This window comes from Pseudomonas sp. Mn2068, from assembly GCF_049319725.1.
In the GTDB taxonomy this organism is placed as follows: domain Bacteria; phylum Pseudomonadota; class Gammaproteobacteria; order Pseudomonadales; family Pseudomonadaceae; genus Aquipseudomonas; species Aquipseudomonas gingeri.
On sequence record NZ_JBMOUG010000001.1, the window covers coordinates 286,390 to 312,734 of the forward strand.

At 62.0% G+C, this 26,345-nt stretch carries 25 protein-coding genes; 17 read left to right on the top strand and 8 right to left on the bottom strand.

The genetic code is table 11. The features are described from left to right. Positions 1-110: 110 nt before the first annotated feature. The 4 genes from ACL9RJ_RS01390 to ACL9RJ_RS01405 all read right to left on the bottom strand — a co-directional run bounded on the left by ACL9RJ_RS01390 (position 111) and on the right by ACL9RJ_RS01405 (position 4,208). Positions 111-1,190, bottom strand: coding sequence for an ABC transporter ATP-binding protein (locus tag ACL9RJ_RS01390; protein WP_017128565.1), 1,080 nt, complete (start codon positions 1,188-1,190; stop codon positions 111-113). Between the two features lie 5 nt (positions 1,191-1,195). Continuing rightward, positions 1,196-1,987, bottom strand: a complete 792-nt coding sequence (locus ACL9RJ_RS01395; protein ID WP_017128564.1) for an ABC transporter permease — start codon at positions 1,985-1,987, stop codon at positions 1,196-1,198. Between the two features lie 28 nt (positions 1,988-2,015). Further along, positions 2,016-2,951: an ABC transporter permease gene (locus ACL9RJ_RS01400; RefSeq protein WP_017128563.1), complete on the bottom strand. Its 936-nt coding sequence runs from the start codon at positions 2,949-2,951 to the stop codon at positions 2,016-2,018. A gap of 96 nt (positions 2,952-3,047) precedes the next feature. After that, positions 3,048-4,208: an ABC transporter substrate-binding protein gene (locus ACL9RJ_RS01405; RefSeq protein ID WP_177117959.1), complete on the bottom strand. Its 1,161-nt coding sequence runs from the start codon at positions 4,206-4,208 to the stop codon at positions 3,048-3,050. Between the two features lie 560 nt (positions 4,209-4,768). On the opposite strand from ACL9RJ_RS01405, the gene ACL9RJ_RS01410 reads away from it, so the two are divergent. After that, positions 4,769-5,869 (top strand): thiamine pyrophosphate-dependent enzyme, encoded by a 1,101-nt coding sequence (locus ACL9RJ_RS01410; protein WP_177082745.1) that lies wholly within the window; start codon positions 4,769-4,771, stop codon positions 5,867-5,869. Here ACL9RJ_RS01410 and ACL9RJ_RS01415 read toward each other — a convergent pair. Further along, positions 5,860-6,726: a helix-turn-helix transcriptional regulator gene (locus ACL9RJ_RS01415; protein WP_017128560.1), complete on the bottom strand. Its 867-nt coding sequence runs from the start codon at positions 6,724-6,726 to the stop codon at positions 5,860-5,862. The genes ACL9RJ_RS01410 and ACL9RJ_RS01415 overlap by 10 nt on opposite strands. Positions 6,727-7,202: 476 nt before the next feature. Here ACL9RJ_RS01415 and ACL9RJ_RS01420 point away from each other — a divergent pair, with 476 nt between their 5' ends. The 5 genes from ACL9RJ_RS01420 (at position 7,203) to pip (ending at position 13,002) form a co-directional block, all read left to right on the top strand. Then, a complete protein-coding gene (locus ACL9RJ_RS01420; RefSeq protein WP_177107987.1) occupies positions 7,203-8,264 on the top strand; it encodes a glycoside hydrolase family 3 N-terminal domain-containing protein in 1,062 nt (353 codons plus the stop codon). Then, entirely contained in the window at positions 8,251-9,273 is a 1,023-nt protein-coding gene (locus tag ACL9RJ_RS01425) for a glycoside hydrolase family 3 N-terminal domain-containing protein (RefSeq protein WP_212809427.1), read from the top strand. Before ACL9RJ_RS01420 ends, ACL9RJ_RS01425 begins: the two co-directional genes overlap by 14 nt. A gap of 109 nt (positions 9,274-9,382) precedes the next feature. Further along, entirely contained in the window at positions 9,383-10,264 is an 882-nt protein-coding gene (locus ACL9RJ_RS01430; RefSeq protein ID WP_177117955.1) for a sugar phosphate isomerase/epimerase family protein, read from the top strand. A gap of 63 nt (positions 10,265-10,327) precedes the next feature. Continuing rightward, positions 10,328-11,914 carry a GMC family oxidoreductase gene (locus tag ACL9RJ_RS01435; RefSeq protein ID WP_177117954.1) on the top strand — a complete coding sequence of 529 codons (1,587 nt, stop codon included), beginning with the start codon at positions 10,328-10,330 and terminating at the stop codon, positions 11,912-11,914. A 143-nt stretch (positions 11,915-12,057) separates the two neighbouring features. After that, positions 12,058-13,002, top strand: a complete 945-nt coding sequence (gene pip / locus ACL9RJ_RS01440) for a prolyl aminopeptidase (RefSeq protein ID WP_177107983.1) — start codon at positions 12,058-12,060, stop codon at positions 13,000-13,002. A gap of 29 nt (positions 13,003-13,031) precedes the next feature. Here pip and ACL9RJ_RS01445 read toward each other — a convergent pair whose 3' ends face one another. Continuing rightward, entirely contained in the window at positions 13,032-13,847 is an 816-nt protein-coding gene (locus ACL9RJ_RS01445; protein WP_422764781.1) for an AraC family transcriptional regulator, read from the bottom strand. A gap of 77 nt (positions 13,848-13,924) precedes the next feature. Between ACL9RJ_RS01445 and ACL9RJ_RS01450 the strand changes: the two genes are divergently transcribed. Both ACL9RJ_RS01450 and ACL9RJ_RS01455 read left to right on the top strand, forming a co-directional pair. Further along, the gene (locus tag ACL9RJ_RS01450) at positions 13,925-15,154 is read left to right on the top strand and encodes a CynX/NimT family MFS transporter (RefSeq protein ID WP_017128553.1); all 1,230 of its coding nucleotides are present in this window, start codon (positions 13,925-13,927) and stop codon (positions 15,152-15,154) included. Positions 15,155-15,346: 192 nt separating this feature from the next. Further along, positions 15,347-15,793 (top strand): GFA family protein, encoded by a 447-nt coding sequence (locus ACL9RJ_RS01455; RefSeq protein WP_422764782.1) that lies wholly within the window; start codon positions 15,347-15,349, stop codon positions 15,791-15,793. 52 nt (positions 15,794-15,845) lie between these two features. On the opposite strand, the gene ACL9RJ_RS01460 is transcribed toward ACL9RJ_RS01455, so the two are convergent. Beyond that, positions 15,846-16,595, bottom strand: coding sequence for an SDR family NAD(P)-dependent oxidoreductase (locus ACL9RJ_RS01460; RefSeq protein ID WP_017128551.1), 750 nt, complete (start codon positions 16,593-16,595; stop codon positions 15,846-15,848). 94 nt (positions 16,596-16,689) lie between these two features. Between ACL9RJ_RS01460 and ACL9RJ_RS01465 the strand changes: the two genes are divergently transcribed. From ACL9RJ_RS01465 to ACL9RJ_RS01505, 9 genes are all read left to right on the top strand, one after another. Then, positions 16,690-17,034, top strand: a complete 345-nt coding sequence (locus tag ACL9RJ_RS01465; protein ID WP_042936497.1) for a winged helix-turn-helix transcriptional regulator — start codon at positions 16,690-16,692, stop codon at positions 17,032-17,034. 242 nt (positions 17,035-17,276) lie between these two features. Then, complete coding sequence (locus tag ACL9RJ_RS01470) at positions 17,277-18,173, top strand: nitrilase family protein (RefSeq protein WP_422764783.1); 897 nt, start codon at positions 17,277-17,279, stop codon at positions 18,171-18,173. Positions 18,174-18,210: 37 nt separating this feature from the next. After that, the gene (locus ACL9RJ_RS01475) at positions 18,211-19,374 is read left to right on the top strand and encodes a substrate-binding protein (protein WP_017128548.1); all 1,164 of its coding nucleotides are present in this window, start codon (positions 18,211-18,213) and stop codon (positions 19,372-19,374) included. A gap of 58 nt (positions 19,375-19,432) precedes the next feature. Beyond that, entirely contained in the window at positions 19,433-20,266 is an 834-nt protein-coding gene (locus tag ACL9RJ_RS01480; RefSeq protein WP_042936495.1) for a branched-chain amino acid ABC transporter permease, read from the top strand. Beyond that, a complete protein-coding gene (locus ACL9RJ_RS01485) occupies positions 20,259-22,070 on the top strand; it encodes an ABC transporter permease subunit (protein WP_042936494.1) in 1,812 nt (603 codons plus the stop codon). The genes ACL9RJ_RS01480 and ACL9RJ_RS01485 overlap by 8 nt, the downstream gene beginning before the upstream one ends. Next, positions 22,067-22,774 carry an ABC transporter ATP-binding protein gene (locus ACL9RJ_RS01490; protein WP_017128545.1) on the top strand — a complete coding sequence of 236 codons (708 nt, stop codon included), beginning with the start codon at positions 22,067-22,069 and terminating at the stop codon, positions 22,772-22,774. Before ACL9RJ_RS01485 ends, ACL9RJ_RS01490 begins: the two co-directional genes overlap by 4 nt. Before the next feature lie 5 nt (positions 22,775-22,779). Continuing rightward, a complete protein-coding gene (locus ACL9RJ_RS01495; protein ID WP_017128544.1) occupies positions 22,780-23,781 on the top strand; it encodes an asparaginase in 1,002 nt (333 codons plus the stop codon). Positions 23,782-23,844: 63 nt separating this feature from the next. Further along, complete coding sequence (locus ACL9RJ_RS01500; RefSeq protein ID WP_017128543.1) at positions 23,845-24,942, top strand: transporter substrate-binding domain-containing protein; 1,098 nt, start codon at positions 23,845-23,847, stop codon at positions 24,940-24,942. Between the two features lie 4 nt (positions 24,943-24,946). Beyond that, on the top strand, positions 24,947-25,555 hold the full coding sequence (locus tag ACL9RJ_RS01505) for an ANTAR domain-containing response regulator (protein WP_017128542.1): 609 nt from the start codon (positions 24,947-24,949) through the stop codon (positions 25,553-25,555). A 68-nt stretch (positions 25,556-25,623) separates the two neighbouring features. Here the strand turns inward: ACL9RJ_RS01505 and ACL9RJ_RS01510 are convergent, their stop codons facing one another. Then, positions 25,624-26,283: an O-methyltransferase gene (locus tag ACL9RJ_RS01510; protein WP_177108233.1), complete on the bottom strand. Its 660-nt coding sequence runs from the start codon at positions 26,281-26,283 to the stop codon at positions 25,624-25,626. Positions 26,284-26,345: the final 62 nt, after the last annotated feature.

A 26,345-nucleotide genomic window follows, 5' to 3' on the forward strand; every position in this document is an offset into this window, starting at 1 on the left:
GAATACACGAAACGCCGGCGCAAAAAAACGCCGGATCATGCTCTCATCAAAGAGGTCATGAGCCAGCGTCAGGGAGAGGTTCGCAAACTTGTCGTTCAGCGCCTGGTCATTCAGGCCGGGATCACCACGAAGCTCTCGGGTTTGCAGGTCAGCGCCACATCCGTGCCCGGCGGCAGGGCATGGCTGCCGGGCGTCGGCAGTTGCTGGCACTTGAGGTCCAGGGTGCCGCCGGCCACCGCGACGCGGTAGATCACCCGGTTTCCGATGAAGGAGGTGTCCTTGACCTTGCCGGCGAAGGCACCGTTGGCCAGGGCCGCCCCCAGCGCCGGCTCCAGGCCGATGGTTTCCGGACGGATCGAGACATTCACCGGTCCGGCCCCCACGCCGCTCTTGGCCGCATGGGCGTAGCGCCCGAACGGCAGTTCCACATAGCCGTCACGGCTGTCGCCGAGGCCGTAGGTGCCATTGATGATATTGGTATCGCCGAAGAACTTCGCGGCGAACAACGTACGGGGTGACCAGTACATCTCCTGCGGCCCGCCGATCTGTTCGATGCCGCCCTTGTTCAGCAGCACCACGCGGTCGGACAGGATCATCGCTTCGTCCTGATCGTGGGTGACATAGACAAAAGTGGTCGAGGTCTCTTCGTGGATCCGCTTGATCTCGTTGAGCATATGGTGGCGAATCTTCAGGTCCAGGGCCGCCAGCGGTTCGTCCAGCAGCAGTACCGCCGGACGATTCACCAGGGCGCGGGCCAGGGCCACGCGCTGCGCCTGCCCGCCGCTGAGCTCGGAGATCCAGCGGTTCTTGAAGCTGTCCAGTTGCACCAGCTCCAGGGCCTTGGTCACTTCACGCTTGATTTCGTCCTTGGGCTTCTTCTTCAGGCGCAGGCCGAAGGCCACGTTGTCGAATACATCCAGGTGCGGGAACAGCGCATATTTCTGGAACACCATGTTCACCGGGCGATGTTCGGGTGCCAGGGCCGTGGAATCCTTGCCATCGATCACCACCTTGCCGGTGGTCGGTTCCTCGAAGCCGGCGATGATGCGCATCAGGGTGGTCTTGCCGCAGCCGCTGGGGCCGAGCAGGGTGAGGATTTCATTGCGCTTGACCGTCAGGTCGACTTTGCCCAGGGCGGTCAGGTTGCCGTAGCTCTTGGAGATTCCGGTCAGTTCAATACTGTTGGTCATGGCGATTACTCTGCAATTTCAGCACGTTCAAGTTCAAGGCGGCGACGACGCAGGGTCATGACCAGGCCGGCGATGGCGATGATGGCGATGGTCACGACCAGCATGAACACCGAGGCGGCATTGATGGTGGGGCTGACCGCGCGACGCATCATCGAAAGAATCATCAGCGGCAGGGTGGTGTCGCTGCCGGTGACGAAGACGGTGATCAGGAACTCGTCCATGGACAGGGCCACGGCCAGGATCGCGGCACCGGCGATGGTCGGCCCGATGATCGGCAGCGTCACCAGCCAGAATGCCTTGAGGGGCGAGGCACCGAGGTCGCGCGCGGCCTCTTCGAACGACAGGTCGAAGTACTCCAGTCGCGAACGCACCGATTCGACGAAAAACGGAAAGGTGAACAGCGTGTGGCCGATGATCACCGTCAGCAGTGAACGGGGCAGGCCGACCAGCGAGAAGAAAATCACCAGGGCAATGCCCAGGAACAAACCGGGCAGGGCGATGGGGGCGAAGTTCATGAAGGCGAACACGGCCTTCACGCGTCCTTTCATGCGCATCAGCGCCAGTGCCGAGAACGTGCCCAGCAACGTGGTGAGGATGGCCGAACCGGCGGCCACGATGGCGCTGTTGGTCAGGGCCGTCATGAAGTCCGAACTGTTGAACAGCGCCTCGTACCATTGGGTGGAGAAGCCTTCGAACGGGAACGACAGCGACGCGGACGAGTGAAAGCTGAACAACGCGATAATCGCGATGGGGGCGTAGAGAAACAACATGTAGACGTAAGTGAATAGCCGGATCATGGCAAGTTACCTTTTTTGTGGACGGCCATCAGTCGTGGTAGCGCTTGCCGGGTGCCAGGTTTGCAGCGCGCAACACGCCCAGCAACAGCGCGTACACCAGCATGAAGACGATCAGCAGCAGATAGGCCATCGCCGCCCCCAGCGGCCAGTTGCCGACCGAGCGGAACTGGTTGGCGATCACCAGGCCGGTGGTCATCGCATCCCGGCCCCCGAGCAATTGCGGGGTGACGTAGTCACTGGCGGCCAGGACGAAGGTGAACATGAACGAGCTGACGATGCTCTTGTGCGCCATCGGCATGATCACCCGCCACAGGATGGTGGTGCCGCCGGCGCCCAGGTCGGCGGCGGCTTCCAGGTAGTCGCGCTTGATGTCGCGCAGGCCCGATACCAGCAACAGCAGGGTAAAGGGCAGCATGATGTGCACCAGGGTCAGCACCACCGAGAACTTGCTGAACACCAGCCATTCCAGTGGCTGGTCGATCAGGCCGAAGTGCTGCAGGGTGGAGTTGATCACGCCGTTGGTGCCCAGGATCGAGCGCCAGGCATAGACCCGCACCAGGTAGCTGGAGAACCACGACACCAGGGCCAGGTACAGCACGGCGTTGGAGCGTGTGCGGTAGACGATGTAGTAGGCCACCGGCGCACTGATCACCGTCGACAGCAGGGCGGTCCAGAAGCCGTTTTGCAGGGCGATCCAGAGTGATTCATAGAAGCCGCTGGCATTCAGCGCCTTGGCATAGTTGGCCAGGGTGGCGGCGGGCTCCATGCTGAAGGTCTTGGCCGTCCAGAAGCTGGCGATCAGCAGCAGCACCGATGGAATGAGAAAGAACACCACCAGGAAGAACAGCGGAGGCGATGCCAGCCAGTATCCGCTGAGGGTTTTCCGGTCGATTTTCACGCGTTTGCCAGCTTTCGCATCCCGGTCGTCCAGGGTGATGGGCTCGCTGTTGTTGACTACGGTCATGATGAGTTGCCTGTGCTTTTTTTTCGATGACGTGGCGCTTGGGTCAGAGAGCGCGTGTTCGTGGACACGCCCCCCTGCGACGGCTTGCCAAACGCTTTAGAACGAGCCTTTGAAGTTCGCCCACTGGTCGATCCATTCGGCGTAGGTCACGTACTGGTCGGAACTCAGCGGCGGTTGGCCGTAGAGTTTGGATTTCTCGAAGAAGCTATCCAGGCGCTCGTAGTCGAAGGTGTTCCTCAAGTCGCTGGGCAGCAGAGGAATGGCCTTGGGGTTGACCACGCCGGAGAACATGGTGGTCGCCATCTTGGCCTGGGTTTCAGCTTCCAGGGTCTTGTTGATGAACTCCAGGGCCAGGGGTATGTCCTTGGCGGTCTTGGGAATGAACAGGGCGTCGCACCAGAGCGCAGCGCCTTCCTGGGGGACGGAGAGGGCGGTGGTGATGCCACGCTTGATGGTTTCACTCGGGGTGTTGGCAGAGGCCGAGAACACGACGTCCACTTCGCCCGAGACCAGCAGGGACACGGCGTCGCCCGAGGAGGCGGCGAACACGCGGCACTGATCACGGTAAGGCTTGAGTTTCTCGAAGGCGTCGTTGAACTCGGCATGGGTCAGGTTCGGGTATTTGTCGGCGTAGCCGCCAATGGCTGCGATCAGGGACCAGTTCGAGGTGCCGTCGTCGACGAAGGTCAGCCGGCCCTTGAGTTTCGGGTCCAGCAGATCCTTGTACTCGGCAGGTTTGCTCACTTTCCCGGGGTTGTAGACGATGGTGTTCATCCCCCACAGCAGCGGGATGCCCCACTGCTTGCCATCCCAGTACCAGCGGCTGCCCTTGTAGAACAGCGGCAGGGTATTGTCGGCCGAGTAGTTGGGGATCTTCGCGGTGTCGATGGCCTTGAGCAGGCCCATCTCCTTGTAGATCTTCTCGTAGCCCAGGGCGTACATGGTCAGGTCGAGCTGCACCGGATCGGTGCCGGCCAGCCGTGCGGTAATGTCGTCCTGGTTGCTGGCGTAGCTGGAGCGGACGGTGACGCCACGCTGCTTGCGCCAATCGGCCAGTTCCGCGTCGCCGGTTTCACCTTCCCAGCCGAGAATTTCCAGGTGGCCTGTGCTCGCGGCGAAGGCGCTGGGCACGAACGATCCGATATACAACCCCGCGGCAGAGGCGGCGGCGCCCAGCAGGAACGAGCGCCGTTTCAAGCTGATGGAGTTGAGGTCAATGCCGGTCAAACCATAACCCGTCTCTGTTTCTTTTTTCATTTCGAGTTCCTGCCTAGGGTGGTTGTGTACAAACGTTGAGCGACTGGCAAGGCGAGCGCCCGGCGGTGGTCGCCGGACGTCTCCCTTTTCCTGCAGTCAGTTGGATCGGCAGTGTTATGGCCAGCATTGATTCCCTGCAGCTGGAGAGGTTGGTAAGGCCTCTACTGGACCGATTGACTCTTCCCTGGCTGGGCGACGCGCGCTTTTCCCGGTTTACGGGATAAGGCCTGGAGGCGGCGCGCCCAGCGCTTGATAGGCTCGGCTTTTTGTTTTCATGGATCGAGTATTGGCCGGGCAGGCAAGGCACTCAATTTCGCAGCCCTTTTAAAAGCGACGCACTCTGACGCATCAAAGTGACCTAATCGGCGCAGGCGGCTCCCTTGAGGATAGTTCTCACCCTGGCCGGCGTCGGGGTCGATCATTTGCGTCAACCTGCGTCTCTTTTGCGTGCGCTGCGAAATTGAGCCGGGCCCTGGCAGGGCGAATACTCCAGGGGTGATCCTCGGGCGAGGCGCGGCGCATTCGCGCCGACGCCCGCGCCTGTTTGACTGGAGTATTGCGTGAAGCTCACTGGTGGCCAGATTGTTGCGAAAGCGTTGAAAGCGAACGGTGTCGACTATGTGGCCGGGATACCGGGCGACGGTTCATGGGCGCTGGTGGAAGCCTTGCTGGCGCCGGGGACGGACATTCCGTTTATCCACGTCATGCAGGAGCACAGCGCGGTGCACCTTGCCGACGGTTACTTTCGCGCGTGCGGGCGCCCCATGGCCGTGGTGCTGGCCGGCGCGCTGGGTATTTCCAAGGCCCTGGGCGCCGTGGCGGCCGCGCGCGAGCAGTCTTCGGCGCTGCTGGTGATCAGTGGTGGCCGTGGCGAAGCGGTGACGGGCGGCATCACCCGGGAGCAGGTGGCGGTGTCCGCGATCGAGCAACTGCCCCAGGCCCTGCGCCAGGCCTTCGATACCATGTTCAGCGGGCGCGTCGGCCCGGTCAGCCTGGCGATTGAAAACGCCGTGCAGAACGCCGCGATCGATGCCAGCCTGCCGCCGGCCACCTTGCGCGCGGAACCACCGGTGATCCCCCGCAGGAAAGCCGTGTTGCGCGACGAGCGAACGTCGCGTTCGGTCCTGGAAAAAGACGCGATCCTGGTGGTCGGGGCAGGGCGTATCCAGGCCCGGGTCAGCGCGATGTTCCCGGTCCACTATCCCCACAGTCACTTGTGCGCCGGCCCCCTGGGCACCCTGGGCTGGGCCGTCCCCGCGGCGATCGGGGCGAAGCTCGCCATGCCGGCCCGCCAGGTGGTGTGCGCGGTGGGCAATGGCGATCTGTTGCAGTCGATGCAGGAGATGGCCGTGTGTGTGATGCACAGCATTCCGGTGGTGTTCCTGGTCTTCAACAACAGTGCCGACGGTCCCGCGGGCGGCAGGCAGGCCTCGCCTGTCGAGCAGCATCGGGCCGGCGAGTTCAATTTGCCGGACGGCAAGCCATACGCCCCGGATTTCGCCGGCATCGCCCGCAACTTCGGCCTTGAAGCCTGGCGGGTCGAGCACGCTTCACAGCTCAATCCGACCCTGGTCAAGGCACTGAACAGCAAGGGGCCCTCGCTGGTCGAGGTGATGGTGGTGCGCGAGGGCCACGACGCGCCCCTGCCGGCTCAGTCCTGACCGCCCCAGACGATGGTGGCGTTGTCGCCGGTCATGTATTCGCGCACCTCAAGGGGAATCGACTGGTCGCTGGGCAGCACCACGGTAGCGTTGCGCAAGTGATGCTTGCGGATCTTGCCCTTGTCCACGAGCCCCAGGGCCATGCGGGTGGAGAAGGGCTGGCGGAACGAGGACGAGGCCACGCCGGTGACCAACCCGTAGAGGAAGCGGATCGGCCGGCGATGCTGGGGCGTCAGGATCGAGAAGGTCATCTCGTTGCGTTGCTTGCCCTCGAAGTCGACCATGAACAGGCGGTCGCCAAGCAGCAGGCAAAACCCGTGGTAGGTGAAGGAGTAGCCGATCTTGCCGCTGCCATCGCGCAACGGAAAACGTTCGATCGTGACGTATTGCACCATCGAGTCGGCGCGATACAGGCAGGTGACCGAACGCAGGATCCGCCCCTTGTAGATCGACGAGTTGTGGTAGCGGTAATAGACGCCCAGATAGTCTTCGAGCAAGTCCGCCGACTGCTTGGCCAGCGGCAGGAAATGATTGAACTGCTCCGAGGCACGCAAGTCCGTCGGCAGTTCGTTTTCATAACCTTCATAGAACTTCTTGAACTCGGCGGGCGGGCGAAAAAGATCTTCCGCTTCCATCATGAAATAACGGCCTATCTTCTGCAGGATCTTCTGTGAAGGCACGTGCTGACCCACCAGGTACTTATTGAACTGCTGGCGGTTCACATCAACTTTTCGACACATATCGGCAACCGACCGGCAGGACTCGACGAGCGTACTCAGGTTCTTTTGCACATTGGCCTGCAAGTCGCTGCGTACCTGCTGGCGCTCAGGGTGCGAAGTGGCGGCCGCTAACGACATGGTGGGGGTCTCTCCTCGACTGGGCATGATTCTCTCGACGGGTCGGCTCGGTTAAGACGCAAGTTATGAAAGTTATAGCCCAGTTATCGAATAACCTTTTGCTTAACCGACATAACCTCTTCAAGCATTTGAATATCCTGGTATTGGAGAAAGCATGTTCCATGCCGCTTTGTCCGATTGGAACGGGGCGTTTCATGAATAAATGCCTGCGTCAGATTGTAAGCGGTTTGTATCGTCTTGTGGCATTGGCAATCTGTGCGAAGTTGCCGCGCTAGGGCGAAAAAACTTTTATTTATTGATGATTGGGTTACGCCTGAGGTGAGTGGGTAACACATTGAATTTGCGTGGGTAACACTGCTTGTCGGCGCGGGGTGCTTCAGTTCGCGTCAGGTATCGATCGGGTGCGAAATGGAGAAAGAAAACACCCCCCGTGATACTCGGTGGCAGGCTCTCCCTAACGCTGCTGAGGAAAAACAATGTCAAGCGAACTGCATCGCGCCGCGTATTCGGTGCTGCTTCCCGCATTCGGGGATCTGCGACTGGACGACAATCTGCGCCGGTACCTGAGCCGGGGCGGTGTCTCCCTGTTGCTGGGTGAAACCCGGGAAGAATATGTCGGCCGCGACATGAGCGCGGAGCGCAAGGCCAGCGAGTCCCGTGCCGATTTTATCGATATCGTGCGGGAGGCCACGGCAATTGCCGGTGCGCCGCTACTGATCGCGGTGGACCAGGAACTGGGCGGCATCGAACGCCTGCACCAATTGGTGCCCGCCGTCGCTTCCCGGGCACAGCTGCGGAGCCTCGCTGCCGGGGAAATCGAGCAGCGCTGTTTCGAGATGGCCAGCGCGGCCCGCGACCTGGGCGTCAATCTGTTCCTGGCGCCCATCGTCGATGTGGTCACCGGGGCCAACCCGTGGTTGCTCAACCGACACCTGGGAGCCGATCCGACTGAGGTCAGCCGGGTGTCTTGTGCCTTTATCCGTGGCGTGCAACGGGCAGGTGTCATTGCCACGGCCAAGCATTTTCCCGGGCACCCTGTCACCGAGCAGGACCCGGCCATTGCCGAGGCCACGGTGCCGGGACCGCTGGAATTGCTCCATGACAACCTCGACGTCTTCAAGACGGTCATCGCCAGCGGCGTGAAAGCCGTTATGCCCGGGCCGGCAGTGATCCCGTCCATCGACCCCGATCACTCCGCCTCGACCTCGTCCAAGGTGGTCGCGGTGCTGCGCGATACCCTCGGCTTCAAGGGCCTGATCATTTCCGACGACCTGGACGCGGTGTCCATCCTGCGGGGCAACGACATCACCGAGACCGCCGTCGCGTCGCTGCTGGCCGGGGCGCATTTGCTGCTCGTCTCCAGTGAGTCGGGCCTGGAAGCTATCGCCGAGGCCATTGTTGCCGCCGTGCATGAGGGCACGCTGGAGCGCCAGGTGTTGCTGGACGCTGCCGCCAGGGTTCGCCAACTGGCCATCGCCACTCACGCTGCCGACACCCACGATGCTGACAGCGACGGAGCGGGCCATGAACAGCAATGAACGCAAGGCCTACGGCGTCCTGTTTCCGGTAGTGCTGGATCTGCGGATGACGGATGACGTGCGCCGCTTTCTCGGCGAGGGCGGGCGTAGCCTGTTGTTTGGCGAGACTGCCCAGGAGTATGTCAGCGGAAAAATGAGCGCGGACCGCCTGCAGTCGGAAACACTGGATAAATGGCAGCGCTTCACCGGCACGGCCACCGAGCTGGCTGGGCCACTGCTGCTGGCCGCCGATGCCGATATCTCCGCTGTTCACCGCTTGCAGGGGATCACCCCGGCGTTGCCCGAGCCGGACGTGGCTCGGGCCATGGACAGCGCCGAGCTGGAGGAGGCTTGCTTTCAGGTCGCGACGGCGGTGCGCAATACCGGCGTGAACCTGCTGTTGTCACCGACCGCCGATGTGGTCGGCGGTACCAATGTCTGGCTGGCGGGCCGTACGTTATCCGACGATGTCCCGCAGGCCGCGGCGATGGTGGCAGCCTATGTCCGGGGTGTGCGCCGGGCCGGGCTGGCGAGCACGCTGAAGCACTTTCCCGGGCATCCGGTGTTGTTGCGGCAGCCGGCGACGGAAGAAGCGCTGGTCGGCGAGTCCATGGCGCAACTGCGTCGTTACTGGCCGGCCTTTCAGGCCGGGATCGACGCCGGGGCGGATGCGGTGATGATGGGGCCGGCGATATTTGCCGCCTGCACCCCGCCGGTGGCCGCATCGGTTTCACCCGAACTGATCGGTGTGTTGCGCCAGGAGTTGGGTTTCAAGGGGCTGGTCATGACCATCGACCTGGACCATCGCTCCACCCAGGGGCAGTTGTCCCTCGGCGAGGTGGCCGTGGCGGCGTTGAAGGCCGGGGCGGACCTGCTGCTGATTTCCGCCGGGGCGATGCCGCAGATGGCGCAGGTCGTGCGGACGATTGTCGCGGCCGTCGCCGACGGCTCCTTGTCGCAGGAGCGCCTGGATGCCGCGGCGCGGACAGTCTCCGGCTTGGCCAATCGCCTGCCGCTCGGCGCCAGATGATCCTGCCTGACGCAGCTTCTGCGTCAGGTTGCGGCGTATTTGGCGGGGCTGCGAAATCTCCAGGTGGACCTCATCTCCCTACAATCAACGGCAATGGTAGGAGCGTCATATGACAACCCAGAACAACATCCTGACCCTGCATTCCACCGTCGCGAAACACTCGACCCTGGCCATGGATATCGACATCGCACAGACGGTGGGTTTCGACGCGCTGGAAATCAACAGCAGCAAACTGGAAGCGTATCTGCAGGCCGGTTATACCGAATCGCAGCTTCAGGAAGCACTCAGGCACGTCCGGGTGCCCGGCATCGGTTACCTGCGCGATATCGAACGCCAGGGCGCCGAGCGCGATGAACTGATGAAGGAAGCGGAGCGGCTGTTTCAACTGGCCAACCTGGCGGGGGCCAAGGGCGTGCAGGTGCTTACTGGTCCCATCAATGTCCAGGCGGTGCTTGATTTCCAGCGGTTTGGCAAGAGCCCCCATTACTCGGGCCTGCTGGGATTCGATCAGGCCGAGCAGTACGCGTTGACCGCGAAAAACCTCGCCGCCCTGGCCGACCTGGCCGGGCAATACAATCTGCTGCTCTACCTGGAAGCCTTGTCCTGGACGCCTCTCAACAGCCTGGAGCATCAACTGCGGCTGATTGATCGCATCGGGCGCGGCAACGTCAGGATGGTGATCGACTACTGGCATTGCTTTACCTCGGGCGTCACCCCCGATGACGTCGCCAGGATGAACAAGGACGTGATCTACGGCGTGCATGTCTGCGATTCGTTGCCCTTCGAGGGCGGCATTCCCAATGAAGAAGTCCTCAGGGATGTTCCCACGGGCAGCGGGGTCCTGGATCTGGCCGAATGGACCTCGGCGGTCAAGGCCACCGGTTACGTCGGCTGGTGGAGCTGTGAGTTGTTCTGCAAGAAGCAGCAGCAACAGAACAGCTATGCCGTCGCCCGGGAGCTGAAGGCGCTGCTGACCCGCCTGGTGCTTTGATCGGACGGGTTGATCGGTCACGTTTCAACATTCGGCTCAATACTAAAAAGATCTGAGGTCGTCATGGTGGATTTCATCGTAATCGGGGGCGGCTCCACGGGCTGCACGATCGCATCGCGTCTGAGCGAGGACGCGGCGGCATCCGTTGTCCTTTTCGAGGAGGGGCCTCGCGATCGCAGCCCCTATATCCATATTCCCGGGGCCTACTACAAGACCGCCCAGGGCCCGTTGCTCAAACGCTATGCCTGGGAGCCCACCGCGGACCAGCAGCGCAGCGAAACGCCGACCATGGTCCAGGCCAGCGTGCTGGGCGGAGGCAGTTCGGTCAACGCCATGATCTATATCCGCGGCGTGCCCGCCGACTATGATGGCTGGGCGGAGCAGGGCGCTGCCGGCTGGTCTTACAACGACGTGCTGCCTTACTTCAAGAAGGCCGAGGACAACGAGCGTTTCTGCAATGACGTGCATGGCGTCGGCGGGCCGCTGGGGGTGTCCGATCCGATCAATATCCACCCGCTGACCAAAGTCTGGCTGCGGGCTTGCCAGCAGTACGGGCTGCCCTACAACGAAGATTTCAACTCGGGCACGCCCGAGGGCTGCGGGTTGTACCAGATCACCGCCAAAAACGGTTTTCGCAGCAGCGCGGCGGTGGCCTACCTGGCACCGGCCAGGCAGCGTAGGAATCTCACGGTCAAGACCGGTTGCCGGGTGATCCGCATTCTGATGCAGGGCAACAAGGCCGTCGGCGTCGAGTACATCGAGAAGGGCGTGCGCCAGGTGATGCATGCCGACAAGGAGATCGTGCTGTCCTCTGGCGCGATCAACTCTCCGCGGTTGTTGATGTTGTCCGGTATCGGGCCCGCGGCGCAGTTGCAAGAGCATGGCATCCAGGTAATCCAGGATTTGCCTGGCGTGGGGCAGAACCTGCAGGACCATATCGAAGTGTCGCTGGTCTATGAACTGACCGGTCCCCACAGCTATGACAAGTACAAGAAGCCGTTCTGGAAAATGCTCGCGGGGTTGCAGTACGCGCTGTTCAGGCAGGGCCCGGCCGCCTCCAACCTGATCGAGGGCGGGGCCTTCTGGTGGGGCGACAAGGCCGCCAGCCATCCCGATATCCAGTACTTCATGGTGGTGGGCGCCGGCATCGAGGAGGGGGTGGACTCCGTGCCCGGCGGCAATGGTTGCACCCTCAACCTGGGGCAGATCCGGCCACGGTCCAGAGGTCATGTCGGGCTGTATTCGGCCGATCCGATGTCGCCACCGCGCATCGTGCCCAACTATTTTTCCGACCCCTACGACATTGAAAGCCTGGTGGATGGCTGTCTCGTGGGCGACGAGATCATGGCCCAGGCGGCCTTCAAGCCCTATGTGGCCCGGCGTCATGTGCCGGACTCCGGCATCCGTTCGCGCGAAGCCATGAAGCAGTTCTGCCATCGGGAAGCCCACGCCGCGCTACACCCTTCGGGGACCTGCCGCATGGGCGTGGATGAGCTGGCCGTGGTCGGGCCCGACCTCAAGGTGCATGGCATCGACGGGCTGCGGGTAGCCGATGCGTCGATCATGCCGACGCTGATCTCGGGCAACCCCAACTCGGTGTGCATCATGATCGGCGAAAAAGCGGCGGACCTGATCAGAGGTGCCCGCTAGGTCATCCCGTTGCGCTGGTGGTGATAGCGGCCTGATATGGCTTTATCGACGGCCAATGGCTTGCGCGCAGTATGATGCATGCGCAGCCATGGCCGTCGACATATTGGTCAAGCCATGCTTTCCAGCCCATCGCGAGGTCGCCCATGCGTGATTTTTATCCCGAAATTACTCCCTACAAAAGCTATCACCTGCCCGTGGATGCCCTGCATCGGCTCTATGTCGAAGAAGTCGGTAACCCCGACGGACAGCCTGTCGTGTTTTTGCATGGCGGTCCGGGAGCAGGTGTGGCGCCGACGGCCCGGCGTTTTTTCGACCCCGAGCGCTACCGGGTCATCCTCTTCGATCAGCGCGGTGCAGGTCAGTCGTTGCCGCCCGCGGAGTTGACCGATAACACGACCTGGCACCTGGTCGCCGACATCGAGGCCCTGCGCACGCATCTGGGGATTGAGCGCTGGATTGTCTTTGGCGGTTCCTGGGGTTCGACCCTGGCGCTGACCTATGCGCAGACGCACCCCGAGCGAGTCGCCAGCCTGGTGTTGCGCGGCATTTTCCTGGGGCGGCAGGAGGAAGTGAACTGGTTGAATGAAATGGATTCCGGTGCTGCCTGGGTATTTCCCGAGCGCTGGGCGCGATACCGGGATTTTATCCCTGCGCAGGAGCGAGGCAATATGGTCGAGGCTTACTGGCGTCGGCTGGACAGCCCGGACGCGGCGGTGCGCCTGGAAGCTGCCCTGGCGTGGGGGAACTGGGAAGGCGGCATCATGACCCTGGTGCACGAGCCCGACGGCGCGGGGTTGTTCGAGACACCCGAGATAGCCATCAGCATCGCCCGGGCCGAGGCGCATTACTTCCGCAACCGGTTCTTTCTGGAGCCTGGTCAGTTACTCGCCAACATCGACCGCATCAGGCACATCCCGGCGGTGATCGTGCATGGTCGATACGATCTCATATGCCCGGTGAAGAGTGCCTATGACCTGGCCTGCGCATGGCCGCAGGCGCAGTTGAGGATCGTACAGGCCGGGCATACCGCGAATGATCCGGAGATAAGGTCCGCGCTGATCGAGGCGATGGACAGCCAGCCGGTCTGATTCAGGGGCGAGCAGCACCTGCCGTGAGCTCAGCCCCGATCCAGATAGTCCCGTGGCGACTCGCCCAGTATGCGCTTGAACATGGCCGAGAAAGCGCTCGGGCTGGCAAACCCCAGGCTGTCGGCGATGCGATTGATGGGCTCGCCGGCCTCGAGCATGATGAGGGCCTGGGCCAGGCGCACTTGCTGTACCCATTGGCGGTAGGTGATCCCGGTTTCCTTGATGAAGAGTCGGATCAGGGTTCGAGTGCTCGCCCCGACCACTTCGGACCATTGCTCGATGGTTTGGGGCATGGCCGGGGACTCGAGGATCTGCTGGCAGATCGAGACCAGGCGGCGGTCCTGCGGCCAGGGAATTTCCAGCGGGACGGTTCGCGAGTGTTCGAGTTTGTGCAGGATCAGCGCGACCAGGCTTGTGTTGTGCACATCGTCCGGATAAACCATGGGTTGCTCGGCCAGCGCCAGTATCAGCTCGCGCAACAGCGTATCGACCTCGATCACCTTGACCCGCGTACCCAATTGGTCGGCCTGGCTGCGTTCGATGTAGAGGGTACGCATCCGCGTGTCGGTGAGCATGATCTGGTCATGCACGATACCCGCCGGAATCCATAACCCCCGCTGCGGTGGAATGGACCAGATGCCATTGCCGCTGGCGACCCGCATCAAACCTTCGCTCGCGTAGAGAAACTGCCCCCTCGGGTGGCTGTGCGGCGCGTTGTAGCTGCCCGCCTTCTGGTCTCGGGAGAATGCGGTGATCAGCCTTGGCACGTCTTGGTAGTCGTTGTAGTCGTCGCTTTTGCCGTGTGCGTTGAAGGTGTCACTTTGGCGACGAATATTGGCATTCATGAAAAACCGTCCAGTCCTGGGGCGAGCTTAGTATTTGCCACACAAATGCACTCAGCGATAGAGCCCCGGGGGATCACGTGTCAGTCCAAGTCAATCGAAAATCGAAGGCCGTTGCATCGGTAGCGGGCCTGGGCCTGTTCATCATGGCCCTGGCCCTGCGGCCAGGTATTGTCTCGGTCGGTCCGCTGGTTCACGCCATTCAGGTCGAGTTTGCCCTGCGTCATGCCCAGGCGGCGTTGCTCACCGCGATACCGGATGTGTGCATGGGGTTCTTCGCGATCTTTATCCCGCGCATCGGTCGTCGCTTCGGCAACGATCGCGTGATTCTTTTCTCCCTGGTACTGCTCGGATTGGCGCTGGTGCTGCGGGCACTGGCGGGCTCGTCGAGCAGTCTCCTGCTGTCGACCTTCCTGGTGGGCGTGGGGGTCGCTATCTCGGGACCGCTTATCGGTGGCTGGATCAAGAGCCACTTTGCGAGCCGGGCGGCATTGCTGATGGGCATCTATGCCGCCGGGCTGGGTGTCGGTGCCACGATGGCGGCCGTAGGCAGCGAGTACGTGGCGCTCGCCGAGGGTGGCTGGCGCCTGGCGGCTGGTGTCTGGGCGATCCTCTGTTTGTTCGCCATTGTCAGTTGGCAACGGCTGGCCTCGATCTTTCCCTCCCGGCCTCACGCTGAACGCGCTTCGACAGCCGTTGTCAGCCAGTCTCCGGCCCGTACTGGTCGGGCCTGGTTGATCGCGGTGTACTTCGGCTTGAGCCAGTTTGTGTGCTACGCCTGCTTTGCCTGGGTGGGTGAAAGCAGTCGGGAGCTGGCGATCAACAGCCTGGGCCCCGGTAGCAACCTGGGCCTGTTCACCGCCATTGTCGCGGCCAGCAGCCTCGTGTCGGGGATCATGACCCGCAACACGCCGGATCGTCGCGGGTGGCTGACCGGGGCCGCGGTCCTGTCCACGGTGGGGGCGGCGTTGCTCTGGCTGTCACCGCACGCACTGGGTGCGATACCGGTGATGGTCATCGCGTTGGGGCAGGGCACGTGTTTCGCCCTGGCCATGACGCTGCCGCTGGACAACACCACTTCCCAGGAAGAGGCCAGCCAGTGGACGGCCTTCATGCTGTTTGTCGGCTACCTCACGGCAGCGCTGGGGCCCTTTGCCTTTGGCTTCCTGCGTGACCGGACAGGCACCTTCGAAGCCTCCTATGGCGTGCTCGTGGCCGCGTCCCTGGCGCTGCTGCTCCTGACACCCATGCTCAAACCACGCGCACAGGAGGCGAACAGTCGTCAGGGCGCAGTGCTTCGCACTCAGTAGGCATCGGACACGGCTTCGCAGAACTGAGGGGTGGTTCCTTCGCCTGGGTTGGGAGAGGCTCATACATTCCTGACGAACAGCAGGTCAGTTTTGCCCAATAGGCTTGTCTGAGTATCTGCGCCATGCTGTTTGCAGGTGCCAGGCGGAGGGACTCATCCGCAGGCTTTGGCAGCATCACGAATCGGAGACAGCATGACCCACTCGATCACCACCACAGGCAGTTGCCGTTGCGGGGCAGTCGCTTTCGAACTGCGCGCCGAGCCGATCATTACCAGCGCCTGTCACTGCAAAGGCTGCCAGAAGATGGCTGCCAGTGCGTTCTCCCTCACTGCACTGGTGTTGGCGGAGCATTTTGTGCTCACCCGGGGAACCCCGGTGACCGGCGGTTTGCGAGGCGCGACACGACATCTGTTTTGCCCTGATTGTCTGACCTGGGTGTTCACCCGCCCCGACGGCAACGATACGGTGATCGGTGTGCGCAGTACCTTGCTGGAAAACCCCGAGCGCTTCAGGCCATTCATGGAAACCTGGACGAGCGAAAAACTGTCGTGGGCCGCCACCGGGGCGGCTCACAGTTTCGAGCGATTTCCCGAGCCCCATGAGTACGCGGCGTTGGCCGAAAAATACAGTCAGCATTGAGCTGGCGGCAGGCTGCACCACCCTCGCGTCTCACCATACCGGCCCTGGATATCTAGACCTGCGCCGCACCGCCATCGACGAACAGCTCGCTACCGTTGACGTACGAGCTTTCGTCCGAGGCCAGGAACAGCGCCGCGTTCGCGGACTCTTCGGCTTCCGCCAGGCGCCCCAGGGGGGTGGTGGTTTCGACAAATCGGACCATTTCCCGATGCGCTTCGTCATTGTCTGCCAGTGCGTGCCAGCCAGGAGTCGAGGTAGCGCCGGGCACCAGCACGTTGACGCGGATCCTGCGTGGCGCCAGGTCCAGTATCCAGCTGCGGGCGAAGTTGCGGATGGCTGCCTTGGAGGCGCTGTAGACACTGAACGCAGGCGTGCCGGTGATTTGCGTGGTTGAACCGGTGAGGATGACCGAAGCGCCATCCTTGAGTAGCGGCAGGGCCTTTTGCACGGTGAACAGGGTGCCTTTGACGTTGGTGGCGAAGGTGGCATCGAACTGTGCTTCGGTGATCTCACCCAGGGGGGCGAAACTACCACCGCCAGCATTGGCGAACAGGATATCGATCAACCCGGCTTCCTGTTTGACGATGTCGAAAAGGCGATCCAGGTCGGCAAGGCTCGATACGTCAGCCTGGATACCCCGGGCATTTGCGCCGACTTGCGCGACCGCCGCATCCAGTTCTTTCTGCCGACGGCCACACATGAATACCGTCGCGCCTTCTGCCGCAAAACGCTTGGCGCTGGCCAGGCCGATACCGCTGTTGGCGCCGGTGATGACCGCGACTTTTCCTGCGAGCTTGCTCATGTTTTTTATCCCGGTGGGTAGGTTCGGGATGAGTGTGCATGGATACATTCTGATATGGTAGTACCTACCAAAAGGTGTGTAGGCAGAAAAATTCATGAGCACGACTGAACGTGATTGCGGGTTGGAAGTGGCCCTGGCTGTGATCGGTGGCAAGTGGAAGCCGATCGTGTTGTTCCACCTGAACGGTGGGCCACGACGCTATGGCGAGTTGAAGCGACTGGTGACCGGGATCAGCGAAAAAGTGCTGATTCAACAACTGCGCGAACTGGCTCGCGACGGGATCATTGTGCGTCGTGACTATCAGGAGGTTCCGCCCAGAGTGGATTACGAGATGACGGCGTTTGGTCAATCCCTGGCGGCGGCGTTGGTGCCGTTGTGTGAGTGGGGCAGCGCCAATCGCGCGAGGGTCCGTGAATTACTCGATAGCGTTCTTCCCTGAACGGTTCCGTCCGTGACACGCAGGTGCCGACGCTGTCGACGGGTACTTCGCGGGTTCGATGGCCGTCGATTGAAATGCGTTGACAGCATTCGGTGGACCTGTGTAATTTGATTTCACAGGTCGCCTTTTCTTTTCGAGAGATTGCAGACCCTCAGCAATAGTGCTGAGTACATACCGGCTATAGAAGCCCCTGATTTGCGTTAACAGCGCATTCGGGGGCTTTTTTTTTGGAAAAATTTTATATGTCGACCTTGCAACCCTCCGATTCACCCCAGGAATTTCCCGGTCTCAGCGTGGCCGCCGTGCAAATGGAGCCCCGCGTGGGCTGCAAGGCGCACAACCTGGAAGTGTCATTGCGCCTGATCGATGAGGCGGCGAGCGCCGGTGCGCGGGTCGTTGTCTTGCCCGAACTGGCCAGCAGCGGTTACGTCTTTTCCAGCCGCGAAGAAGCGTTCGACCTGGCGGAGCGGGTACCGGCAGGAGCCAGCACCCAGGCCTGGGCAGACATCGCCCGGCAACGCGACATCTACGTGATCGCCGGCCTTGTGGAGCGCGTGGGCAACAAGCTCTACAACTCCGCCGTGATGGTCGGGCCGCAAGGTTACGTCGGCACTTATCGCAAGCTCCATCTGTGGGGCGACGAACACCTGTACTTCGAGGCCGGGGATCTTGGCCTGCCGGTTTTCCATACGCCCTTTGGCCGCCTGGCGATGATCATCTGCTATGACGGCTGGTTCCCCGAAGTCTATCGACTGCTGGCCATGCAAGGCGCGGATATCGTCTGCATGCCCACCAACTGGGTGCCCATGGCGGGGCAGCGCGATGACGCCATGATCATGGCCAATACCCTGGCCATGGCCAATGCACACGCCAACAGCCTGAACATTATCTGCGCCAACCGCGTGGGCACCGAACGGGGCCAGCGCTTTATCGGCAACAGTCTCATCGTCGGGGCCGACGGTTGGCCATTGACCGACCCGGGCAGTGCGGATCAGCAGCAAATACTCTACGCCGAGATCAATCTCAAGGCGTCCCGCCAATCCCGGCACCTGACCCTGTTCAACACGGTCCTGCGTGACCGACGCAGCGACATCTACGACCCCATGCTCGGCACGGGCTGGCAACTCCCTCGCTACTAACCCCTACCTACAATAAAAATCAACCGAGGATATTCAGATGAAATCCACTCAGTCGCTCATCCGCATCGCTGTTCTGGCCGCTACTGCGTTGCTGACAGCTCAGGGCCAGGCCGCAGAGCCTGTCAAGATAGGTGTGGCAGTCGGGCTGTCAGGCGCCAACAGCGTCGTGGCGCCTGCTGTCGTGCAGTCCTCGCAGCTCGCCGTTGAGCAGATCAATGCCAGCGGAGGAATACTCGGCCGTCCCGTGCAATTGGAGATTGTCGATGATGCGTCCGGTGCCATCGGGGCGCAGAAGGCTTTCGATACGCTGGTCCTGGAAAAGAAAGTCGACGCCATCATCGCGATGGAAAACAGCGCCGCGCGCAATGCCGCGTTGCCGATCGTTTCCCGCGGTCGCGTGCCATACATCTACACCTCGTTCTATGAGGGGCGTTCCTGCAACAAGTGGATGTATGTCAACGGCTGGGTGCCGGAGCAGCAGGTAGCGCCGGTGGTGGATTACTTCAGCCAGAAGCTCGGTGCGAAAAACTACTTCCTGGTGGGCAATGACTACGCCTTCGGCCGCGGCATGCTCAAGTTCACCAAGGCCTATATCGAGCAACACGGTGGCAAGGTCATCGGCGAAGAATACCTGCCGATGGATGGCAGTGACTGGACCGCGGTCATTTCCAAGATCCGCTCGCTGCAACCCGATGCACTGATCAGTGCCACGGCCGGTGGCGCGCCGAACGTGTCGCTGGCCAAACAGCTCAAGGCGGCTGCCTTGACGCTGCCCTACGGCAACCTGGCCATCGACGAAGGCACGGGCAAGACCATGGGCGATGTCGCGACGGGCATGTATATGTCGGCCTCGTACCTGACCAGTATCGACACGCCGGAAAACAAGAAATTCCTCGCGGACCTGGGGCAGAAATTCGCCGGCAACCTGTCGACGCCCAACGAGCTTTCCGAACCGCAATACGAAGCGTTTTTCCTCTACAAGGCCGCGGTTGAGAAAGCCGGTTCCACCGACTCCGCCGCGGTCGTCGAGGCGCTGAAGGAGGTATCGGTGGTCGGGCCCCGTGGCGTCGTGCGGATGAACGCCAGCCGTCATACCCCGCTGGCGATGCGCCTGGGCCAGATCCAGGCCGATGGCTCGATTCGCATCCTGGCAACCCAGGAAGGTGTCAGTCCGGGTGACCAATGTCCGGGCCTGAAATGATCAAGGGCCTGATCACCAGGCATTGCTTCGCGTTGCATTCTCCCCGGAGGGAGACGTCATGGTTCTGATGCTCGATATAACAACAACTATCGCCATGCTGTTCATTGTGACAGCCGGCCTGATGATGATTTTCGGCATCATGAAAATCGTCAATTTTGCCCACGGTGCGTTACTGACCATGGGCGGGTATGCGGCTTTTGTCGTCACTCAACTGGGCTGGAGCCCCTGGCTGGGTTGGCCGTTGGCCCTGGCGACCGGGATGCTGGTCGGCGCGGTCATCGAATACCTGATTGTCCGGCCACTGTACAAGCGGCCCCTGGACGCCATCCTGGCAACCTGGGGCCTGGGTATCGTCATCGGTCAATTGATCATCATCGGCTTCGGTCGGGATGTGAAATTCGCGGACGTGCCGCTGACAGGCACCTGGTCGTTCGGTGGCACTCAATACTCCTCGTATCGGTTGCTGCTGATTCCCCTGGCACTGGGTTTGTGCGCACTGCTGACGGCGCTGCTCAACGGCACGCGTTTCGGGGTCAAGACCCGGGCAGTGATCATGAACGAGGAACTGGCCAGTGGCCTGGGCATTCACGCCGGGCGCATACGTTTCATCACGTTCAGCCTGGGGGCGGGCCTGGGTACCCTGGCCGGTGCCCTGATCAGCCCGCTGTCGAGCATCGATCCGGGCATGGGCATCACCTGGCTGGTGTCCGCCTTCATGCTGGTCATGGTCTCCGGGCATTCGATGCTCAGCCTGATTGCAACCTGTGCGGTCTTCGGGGCGTGCCAGGTCATCGTCAGCACCTACGCCAGCCCGGTACTCGGTGGACTGACGATTGCCGTACTGGCGGCCTTGACCTTGCGTATTCGTCCAAAGGGGTTCGCACATGACTAATACCACGTTGCAGGCGGCGAACCGCCCATCCACGCGATCCGTTCGCCAGGGGGCATGGGGACGCTCAGGTGCATTGGCCCTGGTCGGTCTCGTATTGCTGGCCGTGGGTCCCTGGATTTTCGACAGCTACGTCCTCAACCTGCTGATCAAGGCCTTTCTGTTTGCGATCGTGGTCATCACGGTGGATGTGCTGTGGGGCTATACCGGTTACCTGACCTTCGGCCAGTCGGCATTCTTCGGCATCGGGGCCTATGCCGCGGGGCTGGTGTTCACGCACTTCGGTTTTTCGCCCGGCGCCATTGCCATCGCCATCGGGCTGGCGATTGTCGTCCCCATGGCGGTGGCTGGCCTGGTCGGCTGGTTGTCGTTCTACCGGGGGGCATCGCCGTTCTTTGCCACGGTGATTTCCCTGGTGTTGCCCATCGTCATGACGCAGCTGCTGCTGTCCGGCGGCGAATGGACCGGTTCCAGTTCGGGGCTGACCGGCTATGACACCTTCGATCTGTCGCTGCCGGCCTGGTACTGGATCGCCGGTGGCGGTGCCGCGCTGACCGGTATCGTCGCCTGGCTCTTCGTGCGCAGTGACGCGGGGCGGGTGCTGGCGTCGATACGTGACAACGAATCCAGGTGTGCGTACCTGGGCATCAATGTCCCGTCCATCAAGATCGTTCTGCTGATCGTGACGGCTGCGATCAGCGGGATCGCCGGCTTTGGCTACGGCGCCTTCAGCGGCGTGGTGGCCCCCGAGTTATCCGGTTTCGTCCTGGGCACCGAGCTGATCATCTGGGTCGCGCTGGGCGGGCGCGGGACATTGTGGGGACCCATGGCGGGGGCGATCCTGATCAACGTCGCCACGGCCTACCTGGGCAGTCGGATGCCGTTCCTGTGGCAGTTGATCCTCGGCCTGTCTTTCGTGCTGGTGATCGTCCTGCTCCCGCAGGGCATCGTCCCGGTCTTGCTCAAGCCCTTCGGCTTCGGCGCTCGTACGCGGCAGGCCCCCACGCTGGTCGAGCGCGCCACCCGAGAGGCGCCCGGATCGGGCGGTGCTCCCGCCCTGGTCATGGACGAAGTCACCAAGAGCTATGGTTCGCTCAAGGTATTGCAAGGCATCAATCTCACGGCGCAGGCCGGTGACCTGGTCGGCCTGATCGGACCCAATGGTGCCGGCAAGACCACCCTGATGCGTTGCATGAGCGACGGCGCCGATCGTACTTCGGGGACGGTGCATCTGTGTGGCAACGATATCCGCCGGCTTCCGGCCGAGGCCTGCGTCCGTTTCGGCCTCGGGCGCAAGTTCCAGAATGCCAATATCTTCGAGTCGCTGACCGTGGCCGAGTGCCTGCGCATGGCGAGCCTCCTTCACGGGCGCCCCTTGTTGTTCCGTCGGGCCGATACCCTGGCCTTGCCGTCCTATGCCCTCGATGTCCTGCGGGTCACCGGGCTGGATACCCTGCTCGACGTGGTCGCGCGCGATTTGTCCCACGGCGAGCAGCAGGCGCTGGAGCTGGCCATGGTGCTGGCCCTTGAGCCGCGCGTCGTGCTTCTCGACGAGCCGACCGCGGGACTGACGAAGACCGAGCGCACGCAAATCGGTGTCGTGCTGTCCTTGCTCGCCAACCGCTACAAGTTGTGTTGCCTGCTGGTTGAACACGACCTGGATTTCGTCGAACAGATCGCTACCCGGATCGTGGTCTTGCACCAGGGGAGGATGGTCATGCAGGGGACTTTCGAGGAAGTCGTCAACTCCGAGCTGGTCAAGACGATCTATGCCGGATCCGCAATCGTCCCACGGGAGGTCGTATGAACGGTGCTACGTTGCAACTCGATGCGGTCACCAGCGGCTACAGGGCTTCGGTGGTCATTCGCGATTTGTCGTTCAAGGTCCGTGCCGGCGAAGCGGTGGCCTTGCTCGGCAAGAACGGCATGGGCAAGACGACATTGCTCAAGACCATCATGGGCTACCTGCCGAAGCAGCAGGGCACCGTACGGATCAATGAAGGCGACATCACCGGGTTGTCGCCGCATCATGTCGCCCGGGTCGGCGTGGCCTATGCCGCCCAGGAAAAGGCCCTGTTCACCGAACTGAGCATCCGCGACAACCTGCGCATGGGGCTCGACAAGGATTCGTTGTTCGATGAGCGCTTCGCGGCGATCGAGCCGGTGTTCCCGGTGTTCAAGGACCGCTTGAAGCAGTACGCCGGCACACTGTCGGGTGGCGAGCAGAAAATGCTCCTGGTGGCGCGGGCCCTGATGATGCGTCCCGCGATTATTTTGCTGGACGAAATCACCGAGGGCCTGCAGCCTTCGGTGATTGAGCGGATTGCCGTGGCCCTGGTGCACGAGCGAGAGGCTCACGGCACGACCCTGCTGCTTATCGAACAGAATGTGCCGTTCGCCTTGAAGGTCGCGGATCGCTACCTTGTACTCAAGCAAGGTGAAATCGAGGAGGAGGGCGATGCCAATGCGCCGGGTGCCACCGAAGCCATTTTCAACCATCTGAGGGTGTGACGCTCATGGTCCTGTCAAGTTCTGGCGAACTGCCGGCGTGCCTGTTCATCGCCACGGGCGGCACCATCGCCATGCAAGTCGACCCTTCGACGTCGGCGCCCATTCCGGCGCTGTCAGGCAGCGACTTGCTCAAGGCGGTGCCTGAGCTGGCGACGATGGCGCGACTGGAAGTCAACAACCTGTCCAATGTGCCGTCAGTCGAAATGGGGCCACTGCGCTGGCGGCGGCTGCATCGGGAGATCGAGGCCGCGCTGGCGCGCGAGGCGATCGTCGGGGTACTGGTATCCCATGGCACCGATACCCTGGAAGAGACCGCCTGGTTTCTCGACCTGACCTTGACGTCCGACAAGCCGGTGGTGCTTATCGGTGCCCAGCGCAATGCCTCCGAGGCGGACTTCGACGGACCGCGCAACCTGAAGAGCGGCACACGGGTATGCATTGCGCCTGAATCAACGGGCAAGGGCGTGATGGTCGTCCTCAACGATCAGATCAATGCCGCCCGGGAAGTCAGCAAGACCCACACATCGGACGTCGAGTCATTCAACTCCGGCGACGCCGGCCTGCTCGGAAGGGTGGACGGCGATCGTGTCACCTTTTATCGCGCCTCCTGCCGTCGGCAGTCTCTGTTGCTGGGGGATGCCGAGCTGCCGCGGGTCGATATCGTGCCGATGTACGCCGGCGCGGACGGGGCGCTGCTCGGCGCCGCCGTGCAGGCGGGTGCCCGGGGCCTGGTCATCCAGGCCCTGGGGGCGGGCAATGTGAATGCCGCGATGTATGCCGCCATTCTCGAGGCCATCGCAGCGGGCATCGCGGTTGTCATCGCCAGCCGTGTGCCGCGCGGGCGGGTAAGGCCCATCTATGGCTTTACAGGGGGCGGTGTGACGCTGAAAGATGCCGGTGTGATCTTCGCCAATGACCTCAGCCCGCAGAAAGCCAGGATCATGTTGATGCTGGCTATGCAGGTCCCCCGGTCTTCGACCGAACTACAAGCCATTTTTGATCGATAGGTGAGCGCCATGCCCAGCACCAGGACAGCAGTCACCAGGGATCAGGGATGGCCGGTTGGCATCTTGTACTCGCGCTCGGGGGCCACCGCGGTCACCGAGTCCGAGCATTTTTTCGGCACCGCGCTGGCCATCGAGGAAATCAATGCGCTCGGTGGCGTGCTGAATCTGCCGTTGATCCCCACCGCTTATGACCCCAAGGGGTCACCGGAGGAATACCGGCGCCTGACGGGCAAGCTGCTCATCGAAGACGAGATCAACGTCATTTTCGGCTGCTCCCGTTCCTCCAGCCGCAAGGCCGTGTTGCCGCTGGTCGAGCGCCATAATGCATTGCTCTGGTATTGCTCCTTCTATGAAGGCTTCGAATACTCGCCGAACATCATCTACACCGGCGCCGTGCCCAATCAGAACAGCATCCAGCTCGCCGCCTACCTGTTGCAGAACAAGGGCACCCGGTTCTTTCTGGTGGGCGCAGACTATATCTATCCGCGCGAATCCAATCGCATCATGAGGGACGTGGTTGAACAATACGGCGGTGAAATCGTCGATGAGGTCTACCTGCCCATCGACGCGGGGCTGGAGCAGCTCAAGGACGTCCTCAACGAAATCCGCGACGCGCAGCCGGATGTGGTGTTCTCGACCCTGGTCGGGCAGTCGGCCCGTTCTTTCTACCAGCACTATGGCGAGCATGGACTGGATCCGAAGAAGATCCCCATCGCCAGCCTGTCCATGGCCGAGGAAGAAATCCGCCTGATCGGCCCGCCGTTGTGCGAGGGCCACATCACGGCGGCGACCTATTTCGGTTCGTTGCCCAACGACAGTAATCAACGCTTCATCGAACTGTGGCGCCAGCGCTTCGGCGACCGCCCGACCAGCACCTGGTCGGAAATGGCGTATTCTCAGGTCCACTTGTTTGCACGGGCCCTGGAGCGCGCCGGCAGCCTGGACCGGCGCAAACTGGTCGATGCCGTGCACAAGGTCAAGTTCGCCTCCCCGGAAGGACCGATCGCCATTGATGCTGAAAACAACCATTGCGCCCTGACTCCCCGGATCGGTATCTGTCGCAGTGACGGACAGTTCGACGTCGTATGGGAAGGTTCAGGCCCGGTGAAACCCGATCCTTACCTCTCCACTTTCGGCTTCTCCGAGTTTTGGTTGAGGTAACGCCATGAGTTCCAGTCTTCGCCGTCTCTATGAAGATCTGCGCAGTATCTGCGTTGCCCTCGTCTATCCGCCCGGGGACGACCGCGATATTGTCATGCAGCAGTTGAAACGCATTGGTTGCCGGGTCAAGGTCGTATGGCCATTTCCCTCGGAGCCGCCCGCGGACGTCGATGTCATTCTCTTTCAGATCACGCAGGAGCTGGAAGGCAACCGGATCTGGTCGGGCGCCTCGGTCAATGCGGCGCTGATCGCCCTCAGCGACTACGAAAGCCCGACCATCCTCAAGTTGCTCCTCGATACCCGTGCCCATGGGGTGATTTCGAAACCCTTTCGTTCCTCCGGGATTCTCAGCACGCTGGTGCTGGCGAGGGCTTCGTACAGCTACCAGGAAAAGTTGCAGGGCAAGATCGACAAGCTTGAACTGACGATCAAGTCGCGTCGGCAGATTGAAAAGGCCATTCGGGTGCTGGTCGAACGCCAGAATCTGACCGAGACACAGGCCTACGAACATATGCGCTCACGGGCCACCAGCCTGCATGTCACGGTCGCCGAGGTCTCCGGGATGATCATCGAGGCCCATGAGGCCATGGAGCGGCTGGGATTGAAGCCTTAGCCTGGGCGTTGCGGCACCGCCGGCAACAGCCGGCGGTCAGGGCAATACGGATAGATGCTGCCAGTCGTTCAACCCAGGCGCATGGACAGCTCGACATCCTCGGCGAACGGCACGGACAGATACCCCGCCCCAGGCGCACGCACTCGCTCCAGGTACTCGGGGCTGTAGTCGGCGTTATCGGCAATGATCAACGCCCCGGGTTTCAGGCGGCTCTCCAGCAGGTTCAGGATGTCCGGATACAGCGCCTTGGCGCCATCGAGCAGGACCAGGTCGATGCTGTCGGGAAGGTCCCTGGCCAGGGTCTGCAAGGCGTCCCCCACGCGAATCTCCACCAGGTCGAGCAACTCGCCGGCCTCCAGGTTCGCGCGCGCCCGCTCCACCTTGGACGGTTCGAACTCGCTGGTGATCAGCCGACCACCGCCGTTGTCGCGCAGTGCCGCGGCCAGGTGCAGGGTGGAGATACCGAACGAGGTGCCGAACTCGACGATGTTCCGGGCATTGCAACCGCGGGCCAGCATGTAGAGCAGGGTGCCGGTCTCCCGGGAAACGGCCAGCGGGAATTCCTTCAGTTGCGTATAGAGGTCCAGGTATTCGGTCTTGCTGCGCATCAGGCGCGTGCGCTCTTCATTCGAGATATCCGAGAAGACGCTGCTGGTCATCGGCGACTGCGCCTGGGTGAACAGGCGATCCAGCAGGGGCGCGAGAGGCGCGCGGGTCAAGGTGGTCATGGGGTTTTCCTTGGCAAGTCGGTGAGGGGTTATAATGCGAACAAACCTTCATGTTTTCTATT

Excerpts from the sequence above, each read along its gene's own strand:
- ACL9RJ_RS01390 (WP_017128565.1), bottom strand. The coding sequence starts at position 1,190 with ATGACCAACAGTATTGAACTGACCGGAATCTCCAAGAGCTACGGCAAC.
- ACL9RJ_RS01395 (WP_017128564.1), bottom strand. The coding sequence starts at position 1,987 with ATGATCCGGCTATTCACTTACGTCTACATGTTGTTTCTCTACGCCCCC.
- ACL9RJ_RS01400 (WP_017128563.1), bottom strand. The coding sequence starts at position 2,951 with ATGACCGTAGTCAACAACAGCGAGCCCATCACCCTGGACGACCGGGAT.
- ACL9RJ_RS01405 (WP_177117959.1), bottom strand. The coding sequence starts at position 4,208 with ATGAAAAAAGAAACAGAGACGGGTTATGGTTTGACCGGCATTGACCTC.
- ACL9RJ_RS01415 (WP_017128560.1), bottom strand. The coding sequence starts at position 6,726 with ATGTCGTTAGCGGCCGCCACTTCGCACCCTGAGCGCCAGCAGGTACGC.
- ACL9RJ_RS01420 (WP_177107987.1), top strand. The coding sequence starts at position 7,203 with ATGTCAAGCGAACTGCATCGCGCCGCGTATTCGGTGCTGCTTCCCGCA.
- ACL9RJ_RS01425 (WP_212809427.1), top strand. The coding sequence starts at position 8,251 with ATGAACAGCAATGAACGCAAGGCCTACGGCGTCCTGTTTCCGGTAGTG.
- ACL9RJ_RS01430 (WP_177117955.1), top strand. The coding sequence starts at position 9,383 with ATGACAACCCAGAACAACATCCTGACCCTGCATTCCACCGTCGCGAAA.
- ACL9RJ_RS01435 (WP_177117954.1), top strand. The coding sequence starts at position 10,328 with ATGGTGGATTTCATCGTAATCGGGGGCGGCTCCACGGGCTGCACGATC.
- pip (WP_177107983.1), top strand. The coding sequence starts at position 12,058 with ATGCGTGATTTTTATCCCGAAATTACTCCCTACAAAAGCTATCACCTG.
- ACL9RJ_RS01445 (WP_422764781.1), bottom strand. The coding sequence starts at position 13,847 with ATGAATGCCAATATTCGTCGCCAAAGTGACACCTTCAACGCACACGGC.
- ACL9RJ_RS01455 (WP_422764782.1), top strand. The coding sequence starts at position 15,347 with ATGACCCACTCGATCACCACCACAGGCAGTTGCCGTTGCGGGGCAGTC.
- ACL9RJ_RS01460 (WP_017128551.1), bottom strand. The coding sequence starts at position 16,595 with ATGAGCAAGCTCGCAGGAAAAGTCGCGGTCATCACCGGCGCCAACAGC.
- ACL9RJ_RS01465 (WP_042936497.1), top strand. The coding sequence starts at position 16,690 with ATGAGCACGACTGAACGTGATTGCGGGTTGGAAGTGGCCCTGGCTGTG.
- ACL9RJ_RS01470 (WP_422764783.1), top strand. The coding sequence starts at position 17,277 with ATGTCGACCTTGCAACCCTCCGATTCACCCCAGGAATTTCCCGGTCTC.
- ACL9RJ_RS01475 (WP_017128548.1), top strand. The coding sequence starts at position 18,211 with ATGAAATCCACTCAGTCGCTCATCCGCATCGCTGTTCTGGCCGCTACT.
- ACL9RJ_RS01480 (WP_042936495.1), top strand. The coding sequence starts at position 19,433 with ATGGTTCTGATGCTCGATATAACAACAACTATCGCCATGCTGTTCATT.
- ACL9RJ_RS01485 (WP_042936494.1), top strand. The coding sequence starts at position 20,259 with ATGACTAATACCACGTTGCAGGCGGCGAACCGCCCATCCACGCGATCC.
- ACL9RJ_RS01490 (WP_017128545.1), top strand. The coding sequence starts at position 22,067 with ATGAACGGTGCTACGTTGCAACTCGATGCGGTCACCAGCGGCTACAGG.
- ACL9RJ_RS01495 (WP_017128544.1), top strand. The coding sequence starts at position 22,780 with ATGGTCCTGTCAAGTTCTGGCGAACTGCCGGCGTGCCTGTTCATCGCC.
- ACL9RJ_RS01505 (WP_017128542.1), top strand. The coding sequence starts at position 24,947 with ATGAGTTCCAGTCTTCGCCGTCTCTATGAAGATCTGCGCAGTATCTGC.
- ACL9RJ_RS01510 (WP_177108233.1), bottom strand. The coding sequence starts at position 26,283 with ATGACCACCTTGACCCGCGCGCCTCTCGCGCCCCTGCTGGATCGCCTG.